The organism is Shewanella surugensis (assembly GCF_023284005.1).
In the GTDB taxonomy this organism is placed as follows: Bacteria; Pseudomonadota; Gammaproteobacteria; order Enterobacterales; family Shewanellaceae; genus Shewanella; species Shewanella surugensis.
The window spans coordinates 52,542-78,209 of record NZ_JAKIKS010000007.1 but is presented as its reverse complement, the minus strand read 5'-3'; the positions used below and the strand labels follow the sequence as shown (position 1 = coordinate 78,209).

Annotated in this window: 27 protein-coding genes; 23 read left to right on the top strand and 4 right to left on the bottom strand. The window is 42.7% G+C overall.

Annotated elements, in window-relative coordinates:
• Positions 1–812: 812 nt before the first annotated feature.
• Complete coding sequence (locus tag L2764_RS03365; protein WP_248938831.1) at positions 813–3,284, bottom strand: P-loop NTPase; 2,472 nt, start codon at positions 3,282–3,284, stop codon at positions 813–815.
• 785 nt (positions 3,285–4,069) lie between these two features.
• On the opposite strand from L2764_RS03365, the gene L2764_RS03360 reads away from it, so the two are divergent.
• The 3 genes from L2764_RS03360 (at position 4,070) to L2764_RS03350 (ending at position 6,444) form a co-directional block, all read left to right on the top strand.
• The gene (locus tag L2764_RS03360) at positions 4,070–4,651 is read left to right on the top strand and encodes a hypothetical protein (protein WP_248938830.1); all 582 of its coding nucleotides are present in this window, start codon (positions 4,070–4,072) and stop codon (positions 4,649–4,651) included.
• A 565-nt stretch (positions 4,652–5,216) separates the two neighbouring features.
• A complete protein-coding gene (locus L2764_RS03355) occupies positions 5,217–5,864 on the top strand; it encodes a hypothetical protein (protein ID WP_248938829.1) in 648 nt (215 codons plus the stop codon).
• A 256-nt stretch (positions 5,865–6,120) separates the two neighbouring features.
• Positions 6,121–6,444, top strand: coding sequence for a hypothetical protein (locus tag L2764_RS03350; RefSeq protein WP_248938828.1), 324 nt, complete (start codon positions 6,121–6,123; stop codon positions 6,442–6,444).
• 427 nt (positions 6,445–6,871) lie between these two features.
• On the opposite strand, the gene L2764_RS03345 is transcribed toward L2764_RS03350, so the two are convergent.
• The 3 genes from L2764_RS03345 to L2764_RS03335 form a co-directional block, all read right to left on the bottom strand.
• The gene (locus L2764_RS03345; RefSeq protein WP_248938827.1) at positions 6,872–7,345 is read right to left on the bottom strand and encodes an ogr/Delta-like zinc finger family protein; all 474 of its coding nucleotides are present in this window, start codon (positions 7,343–7,345) and stop codon (positions 6,872–6,874) included.
• A gap of 91 nt (positions 7,346–7,436) precedes the next feature.
• Positions 7,437–8,447 (bottom strand): phage portal protein, encoded by a 1,011-nt coding sequence (locus L2764_RS03340; protein WP_248938826.1) that lies wholly within the window; start codon positions 8,445–8,447, stop codon positions 7,437–7,439.
• On the bottom strand, positions 8,435–10,213 hold the full coding sequence (locus tag L2764_RS03335; RefSeq protein WP_248938825.1) for a terminase large subunit domain-containing protein: 1,779 nt from the start codon (positions 10,211–10,213) through the stop codon (positions 8,435–8,437). Before L2764_RS03335 ends, L2764_RS03340 begins: the two co-directional genes overlap by 13 nt.
• 206 nt (positions 10,214–10,419) lie before the next feature.
• Here L2764_RS03335 and L2764_RS03330 point away from each other — a divergent pair, with 206 nt between their 5' ends.
• The 20 genes from L2764_RS03330 to L2764_RS03240 all read left to right on the top strand — a co-directional run bounded on the left by L2764_RS03330 (position 10,420) and on the right by L2764_RS03240 (position 25,632).
• Positions 10,420–11,319, top strand: a complete 900-nt coding sequence (locus L2764_RS03330) for a GPO family capsid scaffolding protein (protein ID WP_248938824.1) — start codon at positions 10,420–10,422, stop codon at positions 11,317–11,319.
• Positions 11,320–11,371: 52 nt separating this feature from the next.
• Positions 11,372–12,406 carry a phage major capsid protein, P2 family gene (locus L2764_RS03325; RefSeq protein ID WP_248938823.1) on the top strand — a complete coding sequence of 345 codons (1,035 nt, stop codon included), beginning with the start codon at positions 11,372–11,374 and terminating at the stop codon, positions 12,404–12,406.
• Positions 12,407–12,471: 65 nt separating this feature from the next.
• On the top strand, positions 12,472–12,903 hold the full coding sequence (locus L2764_RS03320) for a hypothetical protein (protein ID WP_248938822.1): 432 nt from the start codon (positions 12,472–12,474) through the stop codon (positions 12,901–12,903).
• 32 nt (positions 12,904–12,935) lie between these two features.
• Positions 12,936–13,568 carry a phage terminase small subunit gene (gene gpM, locus L2764_RS03315; protein WP_248938821.1) on the top strand — a complete coding sequence of 211 codons (633 nt, stop codon included), beginning with the start codon at positions 12,936–12,938 and terminating at the stop codon, positions 13,566–13,568.
• A gap of 126 nt (positions 13,569–13,694) precedes the next feature.
• Positions 13,695–14,144 carry a head completion/stabilization protein gene (locus L2764_RS03310; protein WP_248938820.1) on the top strand — a complete coding sequence of 150 codons (450 nt, stop codon included), beginning with the start codon at positions 13,695–13,697 and terminating at the stop codon, positions 14,142–14,144.
• Positions 14,141–14,644 carry a phage tail protein gene (locus L2764_RS03305; RefSeq protein ID WP_248938819.1) on the top strand — a complete coding sequence of 168 codons (504 nt, stop codon included), beginning with the start codon at positions 14,141–14,143 and terminating at the stop codon, positions 14,642–14,644. The genes L2764_RS03310 and L2764_RS03305 overlap by 4 nt, the downstream gene beginning before the upstream one ends.
• Complete coding sequence (locus tag L2764_RS03300; protein ID WP_248938818.1) at positions 14,641–15,282, top strand: phage virion morphogenesis protein; 642 nt, start codon at positions 14,641–14,643, stop codon at positions 15,280–15,282. Before L2764_RS03305 ends, L2764_RS03300 begins: the two co-directional genes overlap by 4 nt.
• A gap of 17 nt (positions 15,283–15,299) precedes the next feature.
• Positions 15,300–16,409 carry a DUF2586 domain-containing protein gene (locus L2764_RS03295; protein WP_248938817.1) on the top strand — a complete coding sequence of 370 codons (1,110 nt, stop codon included), beginning with the start codon at positions 15,300–15,302 and terminating at the stop codon, positions 16,407–16,409.
• A gap of 55 nt (positions 16,410–16,464) precedes the next feature.
• The gene (locus L2764_RS03290) at positions 16,465–16,914 is read left to right on the top strand and encodes a phage protein (RefSeq protein WP_248938816.1); all 450 of its coding nucleotides are present in this window, start codon (positions 16,465–16,467) and stop codon (positions 16,912–16,914) included.
• Positions 16,915–16,947: 33 nt separating this feature from the next.
• Positions 16,948–17,166 (top strand): TraR/DksA C4-type zinc finger protein, encoded by a 219-nt coding sequence (locus tag L2764_RS03285; RefSeq protein ID WP_248938815.1) that lies wholly within the window; start codon positions 16,948–16,950, stop codon positions 17,164–17,166.
• A complete protein-coding gene (locus L2764_RS03280; RefSeq protein WP_248938814.1) occupies positions 17,160–17,741 on the top strand; it encodes a pesticin C-terminus-like muramidase in 582 nt (193 codons plus the stop codon). Before L2764_RS03285 ends, L2764_RS03280 begins: the two co-directional genes overlap by 7 nt.
• Positions 17,738–18,286 (top strand): hypothetical protein, encoded by a 549-nt coding sequence (locus L2764_RS03275; RefSeq protein WP_248938813.1) that lies wholly within the window; start codon positions 17,738–17,740, stop codon positions 18,284–18,286. Before L2764_RS03280 ends, L2764_RS03275 begins: the two co-directional genes overlap by 4 nt.
• Entirely contained in the window at positions 18,270–18,539 is a 270-nt protein-coding gene (locus tag L2764_RS03270) for a hypothetical protein (RefSeq protein ID WP_248938812.1), read from the top strand. The genes L2764_RS03275 and L2764_RS03270 overlap by 17 nt, the downstream gene beginning before the upstream one ends.
• Before the next feature lie 57 nt (positions 18,540–18,596).
• Positions 18,597–18,860, top strand: coding sequence for a putative phage tail assembly chaperone (locus L2764_RS03265; protein WP_248938811.1), 264 nt, complete (start codon positions 18,597–18,599; stop codon positions 18,858–18,860).
• Positions 18,861–18,901: 41 nt separating this feature from the next.
• Positions 18,902–19,048, top strand: a complete 147-nt coding sequence (locus L2764_RS28145) for a DUF6890 family protein (RefSeq protein ID WP_376708371.1) — start codon at positions 18,902–18,904, stop codon at positions 19,046–19,048.
• Positions 19,049–19,081: 33 nt separating this feature from the next.
• On the top strand, positions 19,082–21,232 hold the full coding sequence (locus L2764_RS03260) for a phage tail tape measure protein (protein ID WP_248938810.1): 2,151 nt from the start codon (positions 19,082–19,084) through the stop codon (positions 21,230–21,232).
• Between the two features lie 17 nt (positions 21,233–21,249).
• Entirely contained in the window at positions 21,250–21,588 is a 339-nt protein-coding gene (locus tag L2764_RS03255; protein WP_248938809.1) for a DUF2590 family protein, read from the top strand.
• Positions 21,588–22,778, top strand: coding sequence for a baseplate J/gp47 family protein (locus tag L2764_RS03250; RefSeq protein ID WP_248938808.1), 1,191 nt, complete (start codon positions 21,588–21,590; stop codon positions 22,776–22,778). The genes L2764_RS03255 and L2764_RS03250 overlap by 1 nt, the downstream gene beginning before the upstream one ends.
• Positions 22,775–23,347: a phage tail protein gene (locus tag L2764_RS03245; protein ID WP_248938807.1), complete on the top strand. Its 573-nt coding sequence runs from the start codon at positions 22,775–22,777 to the stop codon at positions 23,345–23,347. Before L2764_RS03250 ends, L2764_RS03245 begins: the two co-directional genes overlap by 4 nt.
• On the top strand, positions 23,344–25,632 hold the full coding sequence (locus L2764_RS03240; RefSeq protein WP_248938806.1) for a phage tail-collar fiber domain-containing protein: 2,289 nt from the start codon (positions 23,344–23,346) through the stop codon (positions 25,630–25,632). The genes L2764_RS03245 and L2764_RS03240 overlap by 4 nt, the downstream gene beginning before the upstream one ends.
• Positions 25,633–25,668 lie beyond the last annotated feature (36 nt).

Here is a 25,668-nt window from a genome sequence, read left to right as displayed (position 1 = left end):
AACCCACTCTTCATGAGAACGCTTAGTCATATTAACTCCTGATATCATAGTCAGGGGTTAACATAAGGGATCGATGAACACGGTTGAAGATGTACTTGCTCGGACGGTTACGAAGTTAATGCCGTTTTGGAGTCTATTTACTTCAGGTACTCACGCGGTGCGGTAATTCAGTATGCCGCTGTAAAGCCGTAGGGTTTTAAGTTGGTGTGATAAATAGCCGAGTTAACTAATCTCTTGTTGTGCGTATTTGGCTAATGTCTAGTCGTAAATCAGTAATATAAAAAGCCCCGATAGGAGTATCAGGGCTTTAGGTTTCGCTTTAATGGATTTAGAACGATAGTCAATCGCGCTGTATTAAATTTTAGTCTATGTCTGAGATAGTGCCAATTTACTAGGTAATTACCAGTGATAAGACGTTTTTATCACTGATAAGTGCTTAAGTAAAAGTTTTCAAAGGTTGAATTTAGCCCTTTAGAAAGCACAAACTCATGTGTTATCAGATAATCGGTATATCCGTGCAGTTTGAAAATCAAACAAAATATCGAATAACTTCAACTCAGGCACTTAATCATAAATACAGCAAGCGCTAAGTACTACCTTGATTATATCCACTGATAGATGGACTTTCTTCGGCCTTCAATGCCAAAATGTAGCTATAATCATAGCCTGCTATTAATAATCAACTGACGAAAAAAGTGTCATAAACTATGCTTGAACATATTATTTAGTGTGGAGGCTAGCAGCTCCGGCTACCCGATTATACCCCCTTAAAAAATAAAGCTTCTAAAGTACAAATAAACAATTATTAGCCCTTAACTATTTACCCACTTTGTAGTCGTTGTATATTTTAATAATTTAGCCAATGTTTTTTGCAATCTTTCATTTTCTAAAACATTTTTAGTTTTGTCTATTTGGTTGAAATATATTTTAGCATGTATTAATGCGGATTCTTTTTGTCCAAATTTATCAAGAATTTGAACATGGCTTTCAGATAATGCTGTAATTGGATATGTATCGTAAATCTGTATTCCAGCACGATCAAGCCTCTTCAATACAGCTTGAGCCTCCGCTAAAAGCAACATGGCATAATTCTCATCATGTGTTTTACATGCAATAATTAACTTCTGATGAGCTAATGAGTGCTCTACTTGTGGATTTTCGGGATAAGCGATATGAGCAATCTTAAGTTTTTCTAACGCTTCATCGTCTTTACTAAATGTCCTTAATGCAAGTCCATATTGCATCAAGAATAGCCCCTCTTTTTCAAAATCCTTTTCATATAATTCATAAATTGACAATATAAATGTTTCATTGCCACTGAATAATTTATTTAATAATTTAGCATTCACCAAGCTTTTGTAAATCGCCATTTCACTTTTTGATATGTTTATTGCAATTGGAAAATCATAGACCGTAAAAGATTTTAGGTAAGCTACGATTGCACTATGCAAATCTTTTTGTGACACGTGTCGTTCAAATAACTTATCAATATAAACTTTATGCCGTGTTGTAACGTTACCATTGGAATATTTCAGTGTACCTTCTAAAAAACCTGACAAAAAGTATACATTCGACTCTAAACCTAAGAAATCCAGAGCTCTTGATAAAGTAGATTCACTTGCTACAACTCGTTCTCTGGTAGCTAAACCAGACAAAATCAATAGAAATCTTTGTGATTTATTTTTAATTGCTGAGTATTCTTTTTTAATGAGGTCAATATAGCCTTCACCAGAAGTAGCTTCCATCAAGCCGATTAACAATTGCTTTTTTGAACGCTTCAGTAATTCAAACCTTCTTCTCTTCTTCGATAGTTTAGAAAGTCTTGTCCAATTCCCATACTCTTCAACTTTTGCCAAAATCCTGTCAGCATCCTGATCTACAATTTTTGATATATCAATTTGTTTAGTCAGCTTATCTGACAAATGTTCCTTAACTCTCATTATCCAATTATTCGGATTTTCTGCACTGATAAAAATAACTTTAAAAGACTTATCTTTACTGATGATCTCGCTTATTTGAGATGCGAAATCACCTATTCGATCAAAAAACAAATAGTATGAAGAGCTATTTCTTTCATCTAGTTCATCTACAACTTTATTCAGTATTTTTGTATATTCTTCAATAAAATATACATTCATATTTTTACTCTCGGACAAATGAAGAGCAAGCTGTTTTAATGTCGTAGATTTACCACAACCAGCAGAACCAGTTACAAGATACAAACTCAGTGGTGGCGGGGTACTTTCAAAGATATTATATAAGTTTTCAGTACTAGTTAATATTGCGGGAACATTTTCAATTATATCTTGCCATGTAGGTTTAAAGCCTTTATAAAACTCTTTCACACCTGAAAGGCTTGGGTTTTGTTGAATTAAAGATAATGAGCTTCTATGAATCGGAGTAATTGAAGATAGAATTTTAATATGCTTATCTTCTTTTATTCCGTCAGCCTGACTTAGCATAGTCGCGATGCTAGGTCGAACATTCCATAAGACATCTAATGGTGTGGGCACACTTTCAAATTCTGATTTTAGCCAAGCGACAAAATCACTCATAGTACCTTTAATATGCTCAACTTTAGATGATGCTAATGATCTTTTTCTTATTGAATTAATCGATGGTGTTATTAAATAACTTTTAAAATCAGCAGTGTGACTTTTAGAACTGTAACTTTCAACCATATGGTGAAATAAAGGCTCATTCAGCTCTGTGCCTATAAATAAAAAAGTATATTTAGTAAAGTCTCTCGCAACTTCCTCATACCACAACGGAGCTTTAGCTGACCCTTTTGCATATTCTTGAGATGAAAAAATAAAACCGTCTGTAACTCTATTTATATCACCGTTTAGTTTAATATAATCTATGGTTCTATATAATTGATCCGGCTCAATGATTTTATCATTTCTTAACCGAACATTAAACTTTAAACCTCTATTGTGAGTCTTTGCATTCTCCATGGCATCATCGATATTAAGACTGTAAATTCTAAAAAAAGGATATTTTAAGATTTCAATATAATTTTTAGTAGGAGTAATATGTTTAAAAAGCGACTCCATTTTAGTATGTAATTGATGTTCACCAATAGTCTCTTTAACCACATTATAAACATCGGACAGAGGCTCTTGACAGTACTTCTCGCCTATCATATCAGCAAGAATTTTTGCAGTCTCAAGACCTAAAGGTATGTCTTTTCCATTAGACATTTTAGAGCCATATGATGCACCTGCTCCTAATAATAAAACTAAACGTCCTCTAAGTAATGATTGCTTGATATTTTCATTCACAGCACAATTCCTTTAGAAAAAATATAAATAAATGGATTTAGTCATGGCCTACCATTTATAATCAATAACATACCTAAATCTCTACAAAATATCAACGCTCAGAGTCAATCAACTCATGCGCTGAAATATTTTCAGGATTTTACTTGCTGATGTACGATTTTCATGATTATCCAGATAATGATTGGATAAAAATATGTGCATTCAACTTAGCTAGCTACATGAGTAAAGCCTAATCAAAATCTATATATACAAATTATTAGTAATAAAAGTTTTTATTGGTATAGTGAGGTGAACTCACATATTCATTAATAAAAATAAGGAAATTACAATGATCGAGTTGAAATATAAATATCAGGAAACTGTAGGTACTTTAGAGTTAGGAGCGTTATAGGGTTACACCGATAAAGAAAATGTTTTAGATTCTATTGGAACAGTAGAATTACAGTACAAAATCATTGAGCATGCTCTAGTACATCTTAGTCCTGAAAGAGATGGTAAAAGATATTCAGTTTCACCATCTTCTGGAGCATTGCGTTTAGGCTTTACTAAACTGAAGCAGCTATAGATAACAATAAGGTCTGTATCTTATCCAAGGCAACCGCATGAGTGCTTAATAATCAACCTGATTGATAACGGTACATTCGATTACCCTCTTTCGTTCCAGTTTTTGGCTTAATGATGGTGCCACACCAGAATGTTTAACGAACAATTGTTGAGTGAAAAACGTTCATGCGGTTGCCCTAGTATCTTATCCTAAACTATAAAAAGTAATAAAAGGTTACTGCATGACAATAATTGAGCAAATTCTGACCTCTGGAGTTACTTCAGTTGTAATGACAGGCTTGCTAGCATTTATAGGCAAAATATGGATTGGACGTATTCTAGCAAAAGAAAAAAAATCAATTGATGCTTATCTAAAAAAAGAGCAAACAAAGCTTGATAAAGGCTTGCATATACATAAAGTTAAATTCGAGAAGGAATTTCAGATTTACCAAGATATCTGGGCCAAATTAGTAGACCTAAAACAAGCCACGTTATCCTTGCGACCAATTGTTGATAGGGTTAACTCCAAAGAGTCCCATGAAGACCGAAAGATGCAGCGTTTAAAAGAATATCAAGTGGCCTTAAATGAATATCTTAATGCTGTTGAATATAGCCAGCCATTCTATGCGGAAGATGTATATGCTAGTCTACGGGAGGTTTTTGATGCAACGTATGAAGAGTCTATTAAATATAAATATGGAGAAGAATCTGATACAGGTTATTGGGAACATTCAGTAAATAATATTAAAAAAATCATTAAATTAATTGATACATGCCAAAAGGTAATTCGAAAAAGGCATGAAGAAGTACATATTTTAGAATAGATTAGTTAACCATTTTATCTGATAGAGGTTATCCCTACACTTTCTTTAACCCTCCGAGCTAGAGAGAAATCTAACATTCCTGTTCATTTTAGAGTTAAACATACCAGTGATAATGAGTCTTATAACTGGTAGTACTCATCACCAAAACCCAATTTTAAAACACCATACATCCTACCCACTCAAACCTAATATTTACCAAGTTGAATGATAGCGAGGAAGATATGCTGAAGAGCATATGGCATTCATGGCTAATCAAAGATTATGTCGTAAATAAAGATGTCTCTGCTGATAACACAAGCGCCCCAAGTAGCTTGAGCTATATTCAATCTACATTAGCTAACACTATGGAATAGTGACGCACTGACCTAATAACACCCAGATCAGGTGTTATTGAGCCACTCAATGATAAAGATATAGTCGTAATAAAGACCACTACTGGTTCAATGCAGCATGTTATTAAGGCCATTGTTCCCGACATGACCCGTCATAAGCACCATCCATGGCGCGAAGGCAATGAAGAAAGCCTATAACAAGTGACAAAATTCAATTTATAGAGGTTTGAGATATGTATGCACAAGTAGAGAAACCAAAAGAGAATAAGAGTAGGACGGTTGCTAATTCTGTTGCTCAGAAAAAATGTAATGGGGGAATAAGTCTGCCGTGTAGCGCTCGGTGTGGATACAAATCAACACAAATGACTCCCGCGAAAACACAGAATAACTATAACAACGGGATCCGTACCTTGTTGATGGGAAACGGACTCATAGAAAACAATACAGAAATAAACAGGGAGGTTAAACAATTAGTAAAATACGATATCCAGAACGAAATGATGAATACACTTGGATTACCAGTAAATATGCAGCCGTATGCCGGGAAGCTAAAAATCGACGAAAAACATATAACGGACTCACATCTATATGGGGGTGTGTTAAATGATAACACGAAAACTTTTTTTACTGTGACTGGGACAGCTCTAAACCAAGAAAATCAAATAATGGCGCTAGTGCTTGACGTCATAAAAAACGGAGAAGGTAATTGGAATGATAGCAAAACGGCACTAACATTCTATAAGGAAAATTTCACGAATACCGTAGGGAAAGACCACAACGGCAAGAATCTAAATAGAGTATTTGTGTCTGTTGATGTAAGCGGAATGACAACATATGACGATTGGACTAAAGGAAAAATAACCACCGCCTATCCTTATTGAAATGGCAAGGTGATACACGAAAAACAAAGAGGCACACGCTTAAACTGTTAGCCCATAACAAAAGCTAAAAATCATTAAAACGCTTTTTAGCTTTACTGTTATAGGCAATGAAAGAGAGCCTATAACATTGCACAAAGACAAATTTAATAAGGTATGAGATATGTATGTACAAGTAGAGAAAGGAAATAATCATAAAGTCGTTAATTCAAGACAAAAGATGGCGCCGAATGTAAATAAATACTTGAACGGTGCAAAGATGAAAAAATCGCCGATTGTTATGCAGCTAGGTAAGCCTAAAGCCCCTAGGAAGAAAGAAACATCCATCCCAATCCCACAGCCAATAATAGGAGGACATATACAAACGCTGACGTGGGAGGGATCTACGGTGACATCAGAGGTGTACCACTACTTCGGAGCGGGTAGCCCAGGATGGTCAACTATACACAGGCATACAGATACCTCTCGACCACCGGGTCAACAACATTGGGATACATTGGCTCATGTATATTTTTTAGACGGCGTCAGGGTAGAATATAACGCTGGCAATAACACTATTGTTCCGAATCGTCACTATTACTAAGGTACTAAGATAAAGGGTCAAGTCGGTTGTTTCACAATGTTTTTTTACACTATGATTTTAACCAAAAATATATTTATTACAATGTCACTCTATCATCGAAGCCCATAACAAAATCTAAAAATCATTAAAACGCTTTTTAGCCCAATTGATATGAGAGATGGGCTCACTTTATAATCCCACTTAAGTGAGCCTATTAACAGAAAAGATAATTTCCCCATTTCCGCCCCTATTTTACATAATACTAAAGTTCCCCACGCGGTTTTAATACTCCGCCTAAATCACTACCGAACGGCCGTAAAACACACCGTAAACGTTACTGAAAGTCGAAAAAATTGAATACTGAAAAGTGGTGACCCTATCTGATAGATAAGGTCACTTTGGTATTTGAGGGGGGATCCTACTTTAAAAGGTCTTTTGTACGAGTTTTTTAAAAAAGCGCGAGTTCTTGTTGTAATGCTTGTTTGTGGCTGGGTGACATGGCTTTGGTGAGTTCTGAGACCAATGCACTGCAATTTTTAGCACTCGGGCTTAAGGTATGAAGATAGAGCAACTTATTGACGAATTGATGGCCACACTCTTTATCTGAGCACACACAATACACATCGGCATAAGACACACTGACGCGGTTAGTTTTTCTAATTATCGCTACAGAGCCGCAACGGCAATAAGGACGATGAGGATCAAGACAACTAATATCATGAATCAGAGGGTTAGATGCAAGTTTAGTTGCCAGACCTCCTAGTTTTAATGTATGACTAAAAATAAACTCAGCTTTAAAGCTGAGCCCACATTCAGGATCGTGACACGAACAAAACAAATCGACATCATCAACGCTTAATCGCCGTGCTTTACCGATAATCGCTTTTTTTCCGCATGTATCACACAACACTTTCACACTCATAAAATCTCCCAACTTTAATGATGCTATACTTAAGTGTAATTCAAAACACTGTATATATAAACAGTGTTTATTGTCCTTTCTGTGATTAACATTAACTTTCTAAATCAAACTCAAGCGCTAATTTAGGGTTAATTTCATTGTCTTGAGCAACCGCGTCACGCATTTTTAAAATTAATGGCTTAGTTTCATTTTTAAAATAGACGCCATCGTATTTAGTTGGATCACCCAGCCCAGCATTATTGGCCGGAATAATTCCTGCTAAGCCGGGTGGGAAGCGATGGGCATTTAACACATCTTGAGCGGAGACGTTCTTGACGTTCATGAACTCGTCTTTACTCTCAAAATTGCCCACGGGGATAATCTGCATGCCTTTTTCACTGCCTCCTGGTATGTTGACGAACAAGCTTTGAAAATTACCGACGCCTTTAGACTCTTGGATTTTCTTTTTGATATTATCTTCATCTTTGGGGTCGAGATTAGGATCCGTGCTATATAAAATAAAGCCCATGTGGGCGCCGTTTAAATAATACTTGCGCCTAAATAGCGTAGCGTCTTCATTGAGTAGCGCGGCTTGCAGACCCCCTAAATAATCGGGGCAACCATAAATTTGTTGTACGGGGTCATATTGCCGCACCCAGATAACATCGCGCGCCTTGTAGCGTTTAACTTGATTGTTACGCTCTAACACCAATGCGCCGCCGTCATTGGTGCAGCGAGTGCGATAGCTGGGCAGTGGAAATAGGCGCAGTACTTGCCTAAAGCCACTGCGGATTTTTAATAGCGCCACATCGCCAAATTGAACTAAGTTAATAAAAGCAGCCTCAGTTTCTTGCACACTCATGCCTCCGCTCACATATCGGCTTGCGGCCATATTTGCCCTGCTTTGAATAATGCCGCCGTGCTGGGCATTGCGCCGAGTGAGATTGGCTAACAAATGCCTATCAACGGGGGGTTCCCAAAATTCATGAGTATTGTTGTAATACAGTGAGTCGTAATCGGTGAGCCACATATCGGGCATGACTTGCTCAGGCAAGCTGAACAACACGGTTTCTTTTTTTTCGGTATCACTTTCTGTTTTAGTTGTGTCGGCTACATCGACCATGTGGATTTCCTTTTATGTGCGTGATTCAGAGGTTCATTGATGACGGCGTGTGAGATGGCAAAGAAGACATCGGCATGGCCCGTCGTTTGATCGCGGCCTGCCTTGAATGTCACGTTATTACCCGTGGGGGTATTGGTCTTGCGAATGGCTAAAAATGACATAGGAATATCGGTGTGACTCGCATCCCAGCTAATACGCCGAGATTCGATAATATCGACCATTTTGAGCACTAAGCGGGTTTTGCTGCCTACGCTATAATGAATGGCGGTGGCTTCTCGTGGGTAAAGGGTTTGAATGGAGTCAAATACCCCCGCACCTATTCCCGTGGTATCGACACCAATGTAAGTGACGTTATAACGGCCATAGATTTTTTGTATTTCACTCACATGATGTGAGAAGTTAAGCCCGCGCCAAGCATGTTTTTCTAATACCCTGAATTTTTCGCCTTCATTGATCGGTGGTGCGATAACCACTAGGGTGGCATTGTCGCGCGTTCGGGATGGATCATAACCCAGCCAGACTTCACGATTACCGAATGGCCTTGGTTTATTGGGTTTATAATCGGTCCAGTGATCAGCATCGATGGAGCAAGGTTCTAAATCACTAAATTTAAAAACACTGTCGGCATCATCAATAAAAATGCACATGAACAGGTTTTTGAAATCATCATCATTGTATTCATCGCGCAGCTCATCAATATCAAACAGTTCACAACCGCCACGTAGTGCATCTTCAATAGTGACCACATAACGCCATTGTTTGTCTGGGCAAAGGCGGCCATTGTCTTGATATTCAATAAAGCTAGGGAACTCGACCGATTCACGTTCGCTTTTACCACGGCGCCAGTGATCCCCTGTCCAAAATGTGTAAGCGGGGTGAGCTTTGGTCGACGGGGTTGAAAAGTAGGTTTTACGCCAGTTTTTATGGGTGGCCATCGCGGAGGCCAATTTATTGAGCTCGTCAAACTTGCCGATCCAAAAGTACTCATCAACATAGACATGGCCGTGATAACTTTGCGCTGTTTTGCTGTTATTACTTAAAAAGCGCAGCTCTGCATCACCATGAGCCGTGTGTAAAACTATCGGGTTGCCGCTTAGTTCTATGTCGAAAAACTCTTGTGCTATTTTAACAATATAAGTGCGAAAAACTTCAGCTTGAGCACGAGAGGCAGACAAGAATATTTGTGGATCACCGGTTAATACGGATTGCTCGAACGCTTCGCCAGCAAAGTAGTACGTGGCCCCAATTTGACGGGATTTTAAAATGTTGCGAATACGCTGATGCAAGTTATCGTGCATGGTTTTTTGGTATTCAAATAAGGTTGCATACCAGTCACTAAAATCTTCTGCTGTTAAATGGCTGACATCATTTTTACGTTTATGGCCTTTCTTTTCCGACTGACCTTTACTACTTCCTTTACCGCTCCCTTTATTCCCACTATCGCCTTGGCTTTCATTATTCCCTTGAGTCTGCCTTTCTTGCTGGACGCGCTGTTTTTTGAGCTTGACATGTTTTTCAATCAGCATGTCTAGCTCTTTAATTTGCATCCCTGATTTTTCTTGAATGTCGACCAGTAGCACAACGCGGCGAGCAATGGCATCGTCCACTTCTTCTTCACGCAATAAATCACGCCAGGCATATTTGTCGGCCCAATAATAGATAACCCGATTATTCGGCAACTTGAGTTCGTCGCGAATTTCATCGGGCGTATGGCGGCGCAAATACAAACGTTTTGCGGCTTCGCGAATTTCGGGTGAGTAAGCCAATGCGTCACTTTTATGGGTGGGTTTGGGGTCAGTGTATGCATTTGTTTGTAACAACAAACCTTGAAAAATTCGGCATCATTCTGTGTTGATCAATTATCCGAATCTGTTGGAAATTAACCAGATGCTAGCACTCAAATATCTGGCTATGCTGCATGAAATACAGATGAAAACCATCGAATAACACCACAACGAAACGAGCGCAAAACATGGCTAAAAGTCAATTAACAACAGAGTGGATCCGCGTCGCGACGGAAGGTGAAACACACCAAAACGTGCCAATGAAAAAGCAGTGGTTAATTGATATTGCAGAAACCTATAACCCTCAAACTTATAGCGCTCGTATTTGGCCTGAGCATCGTCGTTGGTATGGTGCTTGGGGTGATGTATTGGCGGTTAAAACCGAAGTGCAAGACGGCAAGTTACGCTTGTTTGCCAAGTTAAAACCTAATGCACAATTAATCACGGCTAATGAGCAAGACCAGAAAGTATTCACTTCTATTGAGCTTGATCCTAATTTCACTAAAACGGATAAAGCTTACTTGACAGGTTTAGGGGTGACTGATGAACCAGCCAGTTTAGGTACCGATCGCCTTAAGTTCTCATGTAAAGAGCGCTTTATTACGCATAAGTACGGCGCGCCTGAGCAGATGGTTTTCAGTCAACCCATTAATGATGCTGACAATACAACCCAAGATGATAAAAAAGAACAGTCCATAATCGAACTATTCAAAAGCATATTCTCGCCAGAATCTTCCGACACCTCACAGGACACCCCCATGGATAAAACGCAATTTGATTCACTCACGACGGCCATCACAGGTTTAACGACCAAAGTGGGCGAGCTAGAAACGAAGGTCGAAACCTTTAGCAAGAAAGATGAGCAAACACCGCCTGCCGGTGATCCTTCAGGGACACCACCCAAAGATACGCCGCCAGCAGGCGAGCAAGGTGTGACGGCTGAGCAGTTCAGCACCTTAATGACAGCCGTTAATGGTTTGGTGACTAAAACCGACCAGCTCAACACTGAATTTTCAGCATTAAAGCAAGAAGCGCCAGGTCAACAACCTGATCCAGCCGGAGCGGGTGAAAGTTTTTCAGTGGTTTAAAACAGCACATTAGCGCCATGGGCATGACAACTGATAATAAAGTGAGAAAACAATGAATTTAACCGAAGAAGCCAAAACTGGCTTGCAAGCATATAGCACTAACATGGCCAAAAGTTATGGCGTCACGGTAGTGGATAAACAATTTAGCGTGACGGCTCCGATGGAGTTAAAGCTTCGCGCCGCGTTGCTCGAATCCGTGGCATTTTTGAAACTAATTACCATGCATCCTGTACTGCAAATTCAAGGTCAAGTGATCAAGGTCGGTAATACTGCCATCGCCACTGGCCGCAAAAAAGATGGCCGCTTTGCCAGTGGACAAGGCATGACAGGTCATGATTATTCCTTGGCTGCTACAGATTCTTGTGCTGAGGTTACGTGGGATATGCTGGCCTCGTGGGCCAATTCAGGTAACACCAATCAATTTATGATGCTGATGAGTCAAAACGCCACCATGCGTTTTGCATTGGATATGCTTCGAATTGGTTTTAATGGGGTTAGCGTGTCTGTTGACTCTGATCCCGAAGCCAATCCACTCGGTGAAGATGTGAACAAAGGTTGGCTGCAAATTGTAAAAGAAAAAGCGCCGGATCAAATCATGACCGATCCGGTTTATTTCAATCCCGATGCGATAGGCCCATTAAAAGAGGGCGAATATAAGACCCTTGATGCTCTCATTAACGAAATGAAAAACACCCTTATTCATCCCTCTTTACGTGATCATCCTGGCCTTTCTGTATTAGTGGGCAGCGATTTAACCGCTGCTGCTGAAACTAAGATGATGAATGCCGCCGATAAACCCACCGAGCAAGTGGCATTAGCTCAGCTCAGTAGCGGATATGGTGGGCTTCGCGCTTATACACCGCCTTTCTTCCCTGGTAAACGTATTCAGCTTTGTTTTCCTAAGCATTTGCATATTTATACCCAAAAAGGCACTAGCCATCGCAAAGCGGAAAATGTGGAAGACCGTAAGCAGCATGAAGATAAATATTGGCGTTACGAAGGTTATGGCGTGGAAGAGTTCGAAGGCTTCGCCGCCATCGATGAGGCCAATATGCATATCGGGGCAGCACCTGCACCATCGGCATAAAAATATTAACGTTCCATCGCAATGATTAACGGCCTCAAGGGGAGGCCTAAAGGGAGATAAAGAGTATGGGCGCCATCACCAATTTTAAAAAACGCCGTGACGCTGAAAAAGCGGCTAAAGCCAAAGTAGAAGAAGCAACATTGATCGGCGTGGATTTAGCCAGCGGTAGAGATATCAGTGTGGTAGCTGAAGTGAAAGTGAAAGACGGAAAAGTTATCAGTACGCAAGAGCTAACCCAAGCCAGTCAAGAAGTGACGCAATCGGCGGTTGAGATTGATAACAGTGCGAGTGATATCAGCCATAGCGTTAATGAACTAAACAGTGCCGTGGAAGGTGTGAGTGATGCCTCTAATGAGTTGGTCAGCAGTGCTGATGATATCGCCAGCGCAACAGCAGGGCTTGCAGATGTGGTCGAAGCCGTAAAAAAGCCGTTGGCGGCGCAGCCATCCTTGCCTTCAAAGAAAAACGACGAGCCGAAAAGCAGCTCGAAGCAGTAAAGCGAACGGGCAGCGCGGCCCATGCGCCAAGTTTGCACTTACAGCTTGTCGAGCTTGAAGCCGATTTTAAAAAGCTTAAAGGCTTTGACCGCATTCAAGACAAAGTGAAACACAAGCGCGAAGTGTTGTTGCCCAAGTGGGGGCCAATAGTCGAAGACTATGTAACGAAAATTAAAAGTAAGGAGATCGAACCCTATGATAATCCTCTGTTTGCTAGCTCTATTATTTGGCTGTTTGATGTGGGCCAATTTGCCAAAGGCATTGAACTGGGCTTTATCGCCATTGCGCTTAAGCAAGACAGCGGTTTACGTCGGGCTTGGCCTAAGTTCATTAGTGATGAGGTTTTTGCCTGGGCAGAAAAGGAGTCAGAAGCTGGCCGCAGTGTGGAGCCGTATTTTAGTCAAGTGTTTGACAAAGTGGCCCACGAATGGCGCTTGGCAGAGCCACTTACCGCGAAGTTTTACAAGCTTATGGCGCACAATTTACTGCGCAGTGGCGGCGAAGTTAAACCGAGCTTATGCGGTGACAGTGACGTATTACAACAAGCGGATCGACTACTTGAAAAAGCGGCCCAATTACACAAGGGCGTGGGGGTAAAAACCCTTCGCATTCGAATAGATATGCGGTTACGTGCGCTTGATGGGTATGCATCACAAGACACGTAATCTTTACCGGCTCCCAACCCCTCCAGTGCGTTGAGCGAGTGTTTTAACGAGCGATTGTTAAAAAACCACGTCGACCTCAATAGCACTGTACCCATTCGCATTTAGTGGTAAATAAGTGAGAAAGCAATGAGTTTTGGATTTGAATCAGCAAGCGCTGCGAGTATCGCCATCGATAGTGACAGTGGATGGCCTGTGCTATCAACGGGCGAATTTAGGCAAATGCGCCGCATTCCAGAATTTTATGATGAAGCCACTCTTGCCGATTCACTTAATCGCAGTGTTGCTGAAGTACAGCAACAATTGATCTCAGTTGACATGACAGACATGGACGTCGATTTTTTTACTAACGCCTCGATGAGTGATTCCCTTATTCCTGAGTTTACAGATAAGCAAACCAGCATTTATCGCGGCGCAGTGTATGCCCGTTCTCATGCCGATTTAGTGGGTTATTTTTCCACGGTGGATCAAAAGCAAACTGACAAAAACGATGAACAACCCAAGCAATTATTAGCGCAAAGTAATCGTTTTGTGCGCTTGCTTTTAGGGCTTGGCCGCACAGGAGTGCATAGCTTATGAGTCAGCCTCAAATACAAGAAAAGACGCAATTACAGCAGTTAAGCGAATTTTTACTCGCCAGTTTGTCGCCGATTGTTAAAAAAGGGGATCTTGATGCCTGGCAAGAAGGCGGCACGGTGATGCGGCATGGTGATGACTTAGGCCACGGTTATCGCGTAGCCAAATGGAAATACAAAGCCTCGATTGCGATAGAACGCTTTCCCCACACCAAAATTAACCCATATAACTTACTGGGATTGATTGCCGCGTATTTTATCGATAATGCCCAAGAGCGTGATGATTACCAGTTAGGCGATCCTGAACTCACTATTGACCCCATTAGCCAGGATAACACCACCATTATTATTGATGTGGAGCTGATGGATAATATTGATTTATTGCCCGATAGCAATGGGCCTATTTTATTTGACGGCCAGCGTTATCGCGTGTCACTGGTGCCAGTGAATGTGGCGACTGATATGAGCCTATTTGTACACGTTAAAGATGAGTTAGACGTATGAGCTTGCAAATCAGTTTACGCGGTAAAGATGCATTAACGCTAAAGCAGCAGCTTGAGTTATTAAGCCTTCCTAGAAATAAACGTATTCGATTGCTTAAGCATTTAGGCCGGATTGAAAAAGCCAAAGCCCGTAAAAGGATCCAAGCGCAGAAAGATGTTAAAGGGGCAAAGTTCAAAGCCCGCAAAAAGAAGGGCGGCAAGATGCTCAAGGCGCAAGCCAAAGGCTTAACGCCCTATGTGAAAAATGCTAATCGCTTGGAGCTGACGCACAAAAACAAACACACCGCAAAAATCGGCGCCGTGCATCAAGAAGGGGGCAAAGAAACCATGAGCGCCACCCGTATGCGCCGCATTCATGGTGCTAACAAAAGTCATGCTGCTTGTACTCGCTCCCAAGCAAAAGCCTTGGTGATCCTTGGTTATAAAGTAAAAGCAAAAAACAAAGGCTATCGCAAGGCGACCATTAAAGAGCTGGTTTCACGTTTATCACAATCACAAGCAGGGGGGATATTACACAGTTTGCGAGGTAAACAGCGTAAAACCCAATGGAATATTGACGCGCCCAAACGTGAATTTTTAGGGGATAGCCCCGCCAATGTGCGGGATGAAATCATTCAATTTTTACATGAACAGTCTTAACCCAAAAGGATCCAAATATGGCACTCGGTAAGGTAACGGTTAATAACCTCAATTTAGGCCAAGGTGAAATCAACGCCGTTGAGCGTCACTTTTTATTCATCGGAAAAGCAGGGAGTAGCGACGAAGCCAGCCAGCTTTATAGCGTGGGCGCACAAACGGAATTAACAGAAGCGTTAGCCGATAGTCCCTTGCGCGCACAAGTGATCGCCGCCCAACTCAATGCGGGGCAAAACTGGACCGCCGCCGTTTATCCCTTAGCCGATGATGAAAGCATCGGCAGTGCGATTGATAAAGCCAATGAAGTACAGAGTTTTGAAGCGGTAGTGATTTGTGATGAGCAAGCCAGTGCCAGTGAGCTAACCAGTTTGCATAATCAGTGTGCCAGCTTAACCGCCACCTTGGGGCGTTGGTGTTTTGCCTTAGTCGCCACCAAAGGAATATTAAGCAGTCAAACATGGAGCGAATACGAAGCGGAGCAAGTGGCGCTGGTTAACGGTATTGCCGCACATCTTGTTTATGCCGTGCCACAACTGCATGGCAATAACCTTGGTGTGTTAGCGGGCCGCTTATGTAACCGAAGCGTGAGTGTTGCCGACTCACCCATGCGCGTGGCAACGGGCAGTGTGATGGGATTAGTTGAGGCACCAGAAGATACGGAGCATGTGCCGCTGAGCTTAGCCACCTTAAATACGCTCGCCAATGCGCGTTTTAGTGTGCCGCAATGGTATCCCGATCTCGAAGGAACCTATTGGAGCGATGGCAGTTCGCTCGATGCCAAGGGCGGTGATTATCAATTTATTGAGCATTTACGCCCCGTGCACAAAGTCAGCCGTCAAGTGCGACTACGTGCCATTCGCCGTGTCGGTAACCGCGCGCTCAATTCAACCCCCAACAGTATTGAAAACAATAAACGCTATTTCATGCAGCCGCTTCGCGCGATGAGCAAAAGCACCACCATTTTAGGGGAAATGTTTCCAGGTGAAGTGCAGGTGCCGCAAGACGGGGATATTGACATTGTTTGGACAACATTATCCGAGGTGAGCATATACATGGTGGTACGCCCCTATAACAGCCCGAAATCTATCACCGTCAATATCATGCTGGATTTAAGCAGCACTGCCGCATAACGCTAGGTATTGAACGGCTTAATACCGATTAAAACGAATAGAAAAGGATTAAAACATGCATTTATCAGGTATGAATTTTCATGTCAATTTGGGTGACATCATGACCCAAGTCGATTCTGCCAGTCTTACCATTACCGATAATAGCGGTGTGGCGCAAACAGGCGGTGTGCCAGATGGTCGAGTCGATGGTGATGTGTCTGCCAGTGGTGAGCTAAGTGTTAACGCCGCCAACTTTAAATTAATTTTAGCTGCCGCCAAGGCTAAAGGCTCATGGCGAGCAATGGATCCGTTCGACATTATGTTTTACGCCAAAGTGGCCGGTGAAGAGATGAAAGTCGAGGCGTTCGGCTGTCACCTCAAACTCAGTGACTTGCTGGATATCGACAAAAAAGGCGGCAGCTCTACTTTGTTTAAAATCTCGTTTGATGTGACCAGTCCTGATTTTGTCAAAATTAATGGTATGTCGTATCTACGCCCTGAAGAAATTGAAAATATTGTTCAGTAGTGAGCACTAGAAAAACAACAAGGAAAGTAACGGATGGATGATGCTGATCTCGCCGCCAAACAACAAGAAAATGCCGAGCGACAAACGCTTAGAAACAGAGCGAAAAACAATAAAGCCAGAGTGAGTTTTAGTCAGTGCCTGGACTGTTTAGATCCTATTCCAACAGCCAGACAACAAGCCGAACCCGGTGCGCGTTTATGCGTACCGTGTCAAACACAAGCCGAACCCCCATTGAGGGCAAGACGATGGTAAAAACGAAAGTGGATTTTTCATTTATCAAATTGTTTGAAGGTGGGTGCCAAGTTGAAGGCTATGTGCCTGATCCACTGCATTCTAAATCAGGTGTGACGATTGCGAGCGGTTTTGATATCGGCCAATGCCAAGTCGAAGCGTTAAGCCAGAGATTGCCCGAAAGCCTGGTGAATAAGCTTGCGCCTTATTGCGGCCTTAAGCAGCAAGCAGCGGTGGATAAATTAACGGCCTTACCGCTCGCCATCACGCGAGTCGAAGCGAACTTAATTGATATTTGTGTTGTGCGTGAAGTGACTGACAACCTGATTAAGCAATATCGCCAAGACAGCGGCCAAGGCTTTGAAACCTTGTTGCCAGCCATGCAAACCGTGATTGCCTCTGTGGCGTTTCAATATGGTCATTTAGCGAAACGTTGCCCTAAATTTTGGCTAGCGGCTATTCATGGTGACTTTCTGGCAATGGCGACTGAGCTTGTAAACTTTGGCGATCGTTACCCCACGCGTCGCAGGAAAGAAGCGGAATATTTATGGCGTGAAGGGTATCGACAGGCTCATCAACCAGCGGAGGCGTTATGAATTGGCAATCCATTGCAAGCACGGTTGGTAATGTCGCAGGTGCGCTCGCGCCTTTATTGGCGGGCCCCGTGGGCCTTGCCGTTTCCATTGGTAGTCAAATTGCAGGTGTTTTAGGTGTTGAAGATACGCCCGAGGCGGTAGAACGCGCCCTGACACAATCACCCGATGCGCGTTTGACGCTGCAAAAATGGGCGATACAAGAGCGTGAGCAAATTCGCCAGGCACATATTGAGTTGCAACAACTGGCCCTTGAAACGCATAAAGCAGAGCTGGCCGATACCCAACAAGCGCGCGCGTCGCACAAAGACCATTGGATGCCCTCTGTGTTATCAGTTGCCCTTTTTGTGTTGTTTAGCGCATTAAGTGGTGCGCTGTTTTTACTGGCTATTCCAGAAGGTAATCGGGATTTAATCGTGTATTTAGCGGGGCAAGTTAGCGGTTTTTTTGCCACCTCGGTGGTGTATTGGCTTGGTTCGAGTCGTGGTTCAAAAGAGAAAGATAAATTTAATCCAAATAAGAGCCCGCATTATGGCCCACTTAAGTAACTGGCTGCTCTTTGCCGTAGCGGCGTTATCCATGATGTTAACCGTATTGGTGCCGTTATTTATTGGCCTATACCGCGCGCAGCAGAATATTCATAACCAATTGAACGAACATAAAACCCATGTTGCTCAAACCTACGCCACCAAAGACGATGTGAAGGTGCTAGGTGATCGAATGGAGAAACAAATGACCAAAGGATTTGAGCAATTAAAGGAGTTATTGCAAAGCCAGCTTAATCAAAAAAATGAACGTTAGCGTCTTTTAAAACAAACGATTAAATAAGTAAATCAAATTTAAAAACAAGGAAACATCATGAAAAACACGATTGAACTCACCATCGCCGGCACTGATTTTAAATTCAACATGACTACCGAGGATTGTTTTGATTACAACAACGGCATACTGCCGAATGACAAAGTCGCCCCCGCGCAAAACCTGTTAACCCGCACGGTTGATAATAAGCAAAAAGACGAACTAAAGGCGCTATTAGATACATCACCAGCTTCTATAGGAATGATAGCCTCAACGTTGATCACTACGTTTAGCCCACTTGTTGATATTCAAGTAAAAAAATAGCAGGGCTGGTTGAGTCGATTGAGGCCAACCAGCTTGAACAAGTGTTAACCCTGCGCCGCTATTGGTTGCCCCATGAAGATGATGAACCGCGTAGCTTAGCCCGCGCCCTTTGGCTGCAAAAGCAGCACAGTGAAACACTGACCATTGCCACGGCCAACGGGATAAACAAAGCCTTTGGCGGCAAGTAGCGCAACCCCTAACTGAATGCAGAACGAGAGATAATGAGCCTACCTGATCCTTTGATGTTTACCGTTGGCTTGATTGACCAAATCACCAAGCCCATCGCGCACATTAGCAAGCAATTTAATGGGCTTGCGGCAAACTATCAAAAAGGCAGTATGCAGATGATGTCGGGGGTTGCTGGCATTGCAGCCAGCGGCTATGCGCTGCAAAATGCCCTCATGCCAGCGATTGAAATGGACAGATCCTTGGGCGAGGTAAAATCTTTAGGGGTAGCAGAATCTGCCCTTGAACAACTCTCAAGGACATCTTATGAGTACGCGCTTAAATACGGTAAGTCGGCCACAGAATTTGTTAGCTCTAGCTATGATATTCAATCCGCTATTGGGGGCTTAAGTGATACGGACTTATCACAATTCACATTAGCATCAAATGTATTGGCTACAGCCACTAAAGCCGATGCTGCCACTATCACCAGTTATATGGGCACCATGTATGGCATCTTTAAAAATGATGCTAAAACGATGGGTAAGAGTGAGTGGGTCGAGCAAGTCACCGGAATGACAGCTACTGCCGTGGAAATATTTAAAACCAATGGTAATGATATGTCGGGCGCATTTACGGCCATTGGTGCAAAAGCAAATAATGCTGGTATTGCCATGAATGAGCAAATGGCCATTTTAGGCACTTTGCAATCAACCATGTCGGGCAGTATGGCAGGCTCAAAATACAAGTCGTTTTTAAGTGGTGTGGGTAAAGCGCAAGCCGCGTTAGGGTTAGAGTTTACCGACTCAAAAGGCAAGATGTTGCCCATGATTGATATTCTTAACGAAATCAAAGGTAAGTTTGGCGACACTTTAGATGTGGATGAAACAGGGGTATTAAAAAAGGCGTTTGGTAGTGATGAAGCCATGGCGACCATTGAATTACTAATGAATGATGTGGATGGGCTGGCAGCATCAATGGAGCAACTTGGTCAAGTTCAAGGAATGGGTAAGGCGGAAGAGATGGCCGCCGCCATGACAGATCAAAGTGAGCGATTAAGTCAGTCTTGGTTTGTTATTCGGGCCGCGTTCGGCTCGGCTATCCTGCCTGCCTTTAATGAGTTTGTCGGCGGCGTTGCCGACATGGGCAAAGACGTGCTTTGGTTTACAGATACGTTCCCTAATCTGACTAAATACATAGGTTATGCGGCTGTTGGCGTATTAGGCTTAGTCGCCGCAGGCGGTTTACTCACTGTAATGATGGGCGTGGGGAAAATGGCCATGACGGCTTTTGGTGCGGCATCCTTGGTCTGGTCTGGTATTACGGCCACCTTAACCGCAGGCTTAAGTGCATTACGTGGGGTGATGTTAGCTGTCAATATTGCTATGTATGCCAATCCTATTGGGTTAATTGTGGCGGGCGTAGCTGCAGCAACGATTGCCGTTGGCGCCCTGATTTATTACTGGGATGATTTGAAGGCCAGTATTGGTGAGTGGGGTTGGGTGCAAGGTTTGTTCGGTGCGTTCAATAGTGCTTGGACGGGCATTAAAACCTTATTTACTGAATCAATGAACTGGATTATCGACAAATTAAACCTGATCCCTGGTGTCGACATTGAGTTTTTACCCGATGTTAAAAGTTTAACGAGTGTACAAGAACAACTGCAAGGCCAAGCAGTTGAGCAACAAGTTTTACCTGCCATTTTCAATGAGACGAACGCCGCCCATAATCAAGCGGCATTACCTGCCTTTTTACCGCCAGCCGCCAATGATGCGCAAATAACGTCAAATGTCATACCAATGGCAGATTATGTCTTTTTACCTGAGCTAGCGCCAGAATTAACACCAACAACCAACATGCCCCTGCCTGTTCAAGATGCCGCTTTGGATTCAGTCAATAAGTTACCACTCTTTTACTCTGAACCAACGCCTATGCCTGAATACGAAGCCGCTAATCAATTAACGGGCTTTGCCCCTCATGATGTCATGGAGTCGATGACGTTACCTAAACCAATGAATAACGACGCGATAAGTCGCATGGTGATGCCCAAGCTGGATGTGGTGAGCGCTAAGCGTGCGCAAGTTGCGCGCCAAGCGGGTGAGGTGGGCAATAAACAATTGAGCTTTGGTGATGTGATCATTACAAACCCGCCGAAAAACTTCAGCCTTGCCGAAATAGCAGAACAACAAGAGCTTCAGACGGGATAACTAATACAGGATCTGCAATGGATAAATACAGCGACTTACTTATTAAAAATGGCGGCTTGTCACTTGATGTGGGCGGCGAGCCAGCGCTCACGCATACTCGCGCCAGTATCGCCCAAGACATCAAACACATGCTGATGGAATCAGGGCTTGTCAGTAAGTTACTCGCTCAGCGCAGTAATGCCATGCGGCTTGATGTGTACACCGAAATGGAATTACTAGTCGAAACCGACACCCGCTTAGTGCCAGGGACTATCAAGATAGAATCGATGGCCGATTTCATTTTAATTACGGCTGATACTTATGAGTTCGGTGGGGTATCGACTCAAGTGAATAGCATGAATGCAGGGGGCTCTTAATGTCACGACCAAAAGTGAATTTTGACAAAGTACTTGCAGAAAAAGGCGTGCCGTTAACCAGTGCTGAGGTGACCACTTTATTACTCAAAGACATGGACAGTGCCAATAGCACTATTAGTAATGACAGTCGCATGAGCCCGTTCTGGAAATTGATTTTAAAAGCGGTTATTACTCCTGTTTTATGGCTGATTAATGTGTTGCTGGTGCAGCATGTATTACCTGCCATGTTTACGGCCACGGCCACTAAGTTGTTTTTAGATTTAAAAGCATGGGAAGTGGGCCTAAGCCGAAAAGAAGCGGTAAACACTCAAGGCTATATTACCTTTACTAAGCAAGATGTGAATAGTGATATTGCGGTCCCTAAAGGTAGCGTGATTAAAACTGATAGCCGCTTAGGGGGAATTTACTCGGTTAGCGTGATGGACGATAGCTTTATTCCCTCGGGCATTGCGTCATTAGCCGTTGAATGTATCGCCGATGAAGCGGGCGCTTCGCATAATATTGGGGCCGGCTATTTTTATGTGATGGATGAAATGCCCTCTGGGATTGCGTCGGTCTCTAATGTGGGGGATTGGATCACGCAAACGGGGGCCGATGATGAAGAAGACGATGCGCTGGCTTTACGTATTCGTGATCAGTTCTTATCGGTAGGCCAATATCATATTGATGCGGTTTACCGTGGGGCTATTGCCTCCTTTGCAGGCGTTCGTTCCGACTTTCTGTTTTTTGAGCATAATGCGCCGCGCGGACCTGGCACCGCCAATTGTCATGTGATGATGGATGTTGGCGAGCCGCCGCAGTCATTAATCAACAGTATTAATCAGCATGTGCGCGACGAAGGTCATCACGGACATGGCGATGATATGTTAGTCATGCCCATTGGTTATACCGAATATGATTTAACCTTTGATATTTGGCATGGGGCTTTTTTAAATGATGTCGAACAACAAACGTTATTAAGTGAACTTGAGTCGCGCATTCGCGCTGCTTTTCGTGAAAGTGATAATTTCGACACCATCACCCGAGTCTTGCCGCAAAAAACCTTTAGCTTTTCGCTGTTATCGAGCCAGTTGCATAACGAACTGGGCAACCTGGCCTCTATAAAATACAGCCATGCTGACATCAATAGTGGTTTATCTTTGCCCAGAATTAAGACGTTAACCCTCAATAATGTCGGGGCGGCGACATGAATGAGTCCCAGCTTGCCAAATTAACGCCTGAACTCCCAGCGATTACATTGCCCTTTTGGATGGATGGCAAAACCTTAACCGATGAACCGATTGAACCGGTGATGATGATGTCGGGTTTACAGGCGTTCTTTAATCGTATTCGCACCTGGTTAACATGGCCACTTGAACAAATGGATGCCAGTGAGTGTGATCCCACTTTATTAAATCTATTGGCATGGGAGCGCAGCATTCCACGCCTAAACAATGAGCCTATCGATTTGTATCGCTTGCGAGTATTCCATGCATTTGCTAATGCAAAAGATGCGGGCAGCACAGCAGGAATGAAAGCCATTTTTGGGCGCTTAGGCTTCGATATTATTGATATTAACGAGCGAGTCGAGGGTTTTGATTGGGATCAAATCGAAATACTGATGTTAGAGAGCCAATTTGCTGAGCGCGAGGAATTAATCAACGCCATTATCAAAAGCTATGGCCGTACCTGTCGGCGTTACTTTTTAAGCGCAGTGGCCGCCGCCAATACAGACGAGCGTTTTGCATTAATCGAATTTGAAAAAGAGGTCATTGGATGAGCCAATTAACAATAACAAATGCAGGTATTGATTATAAAAACGCAGTATTTGCAGGCGATGAAGTGCAAAACATTACTCATTTTGTGTTTGCCTATATTCCAGCGTTAAATCCCGATTTACCGATTGATCCTGACAGTACAATTGATAACAGTCATATAGTGGCATCCCACCCGATTGAACGTGTATCAAAACTCAGTGGTAATGCAGTGCTCATGAGCACGGTGCAGGATTACAGTATCGGTGATTTTACCTACAACTCTTATGGCGTAATAGCCATCAAAGCCAATGGCGATGAGGTGTTAATTGCTATTGTACATACCAGCGAGCAAACCAAGACCAAAACAGTCGGCGCGGTTACCGGTAATTACAGTGTAAAAAGTATCGTCTGGCGAGGGGCTAGCGTGGCAGGTGAACTCGGTATCACTTTGTCGACACTTCCCTGGCAAACCAGTGACTCTGAGTTTTTACGCAGTGAAGACTTTGCCGCGCATTTAAGTCATGCCAATCCGCATTCGCAATATGTACAGCACACCGAAGTGCCCAGCATCATGCAAGGCACGATAACCAATCCGATTGATTTAGGTGAAGTAGACATACAAAATCAGCCCCTTTTACCCGGTCATTATTACCAGCCATCGTCAGCGAGAGCGATATTTGAGCGCGGTTATCCCAGAACACGAGCAGGTGCATTAACAGCTGAAAAAGCTACTGGATCGGGACTGACATACACATATAAAGAATATGATACAGGTGCTACTCATACTTGCGGTTATTACAGTGGAGCGTGGAGCGGTTGGGTACGTCAATACGACACATCAAACCCACCAAGCTCCGAAGAAGTAGGGGCGCTTCCTGTAGATGGAAAGGCTGCGGATTCTCAAGAGTTGCACGGTATGCTTCCCAGCTATGAAGAAGATGCAATAACCATTGTTGCTCGCAATGCAAGCGGGACAGTTAAAGCAAAAAACTTTTATGAAAGCGGAAAAAATATAAGATCGGTATTCTTAAATAATGAAACGACAGATCAAACTTTTACGGGAAAGTTAATTGCAAGCTCTCCTACAGCGAAAGCCGGAGTTTATGGGGATTACTCCATAGAATCGGTTAGCTTAATATTCTCTATGGGTGCTGCTTATCAATTGGGGCTAACAGGTAAAGATTTTGGCAATTTGTACGGCTTAGCTAGAGCTTATGGTAACAAGATAAATGACGGCGACGGAACAAACTCGGGATTAATGGGCGGAGGTCATCAAGCTGTCTGGTGCCAAAATGGAAAGCCAACAAGTGCAATGGGTAAGGATTTATGGACTCAAGGCTATGTTTATGAGCATGGCAAACAATTAAGAGAGATATATCTAACGGTTGACGGTAAATCCGCTAACGCTGAATTACTTCAAGGGCTTAAACCTAATTACGGAGCAGTAGCTACCACGATAGCGGCAAGAGATTCAAACGGAAGTCTACAAGCAAAGGCTTTTCATGAGAACGGTAACTCATTAGCGTCAAAATACTTGCAAATATCATCATGTTCAAAGGAGGCAATATCTAACAAAGTAGTAATTCGTGACGCTTACGGTGGTTTAGCGGTTAATCAAGTTAATTGCGCAAACATGTCTTTATCAAGATCACCTGAATCAAAAGCGGGCGGTACTATTGAGGCTGGTTACGTTTTATTTTGCGCTCAAAATTCAAATGTAGTTCAAAGGATTTACGTTGCCGAGCTTTTCGAACAATTACTCACTCACGTTTCAAGTTCAAGTGGTGGAACAGGTGGGACAAATCCTCCCGATGTTTGCTTTGAAGTGGGTACACAAGTTTTGCTTGAAAATGGCGCTTCAGTTGCTATTGAAATGTTGAGGGTGGGCGACAAGGTTAAATCTATTTATCACCCAATTTTAGCCACTGGTGACGATACAGAGTGGGCGACCGTCAAAAGTGATGATGTTGAAGAAGTTGAAATAAAAAGCGCCACGGTTAGAAGTTTAATACTCGGTTCCGATCCGGCTCACTATATTTTAAATGATGACGTAAAAGTGACGTATGAGCACCCTTTTTTAGTGTTGAGTCAGGCATTTAATGATTGGCGATGGATAGCAATATCAAATATAAAAGTGGGCGATAAAATTTACTCACTTGATAATGATCCCGTCCTCGTTGAATCGCTTGAATATGTAGAAGAAAGAATAAACACGGTTAATCTTGATGTTGAGGAGTTAGATAATTATTTCGTCAATTTAAGCGGTGAATGGATCTTGGCTCACAATTCAGATACAGCAAAACCTTAATTTTCGAAAAACAATTTCACTTAGAAGGATAGATTA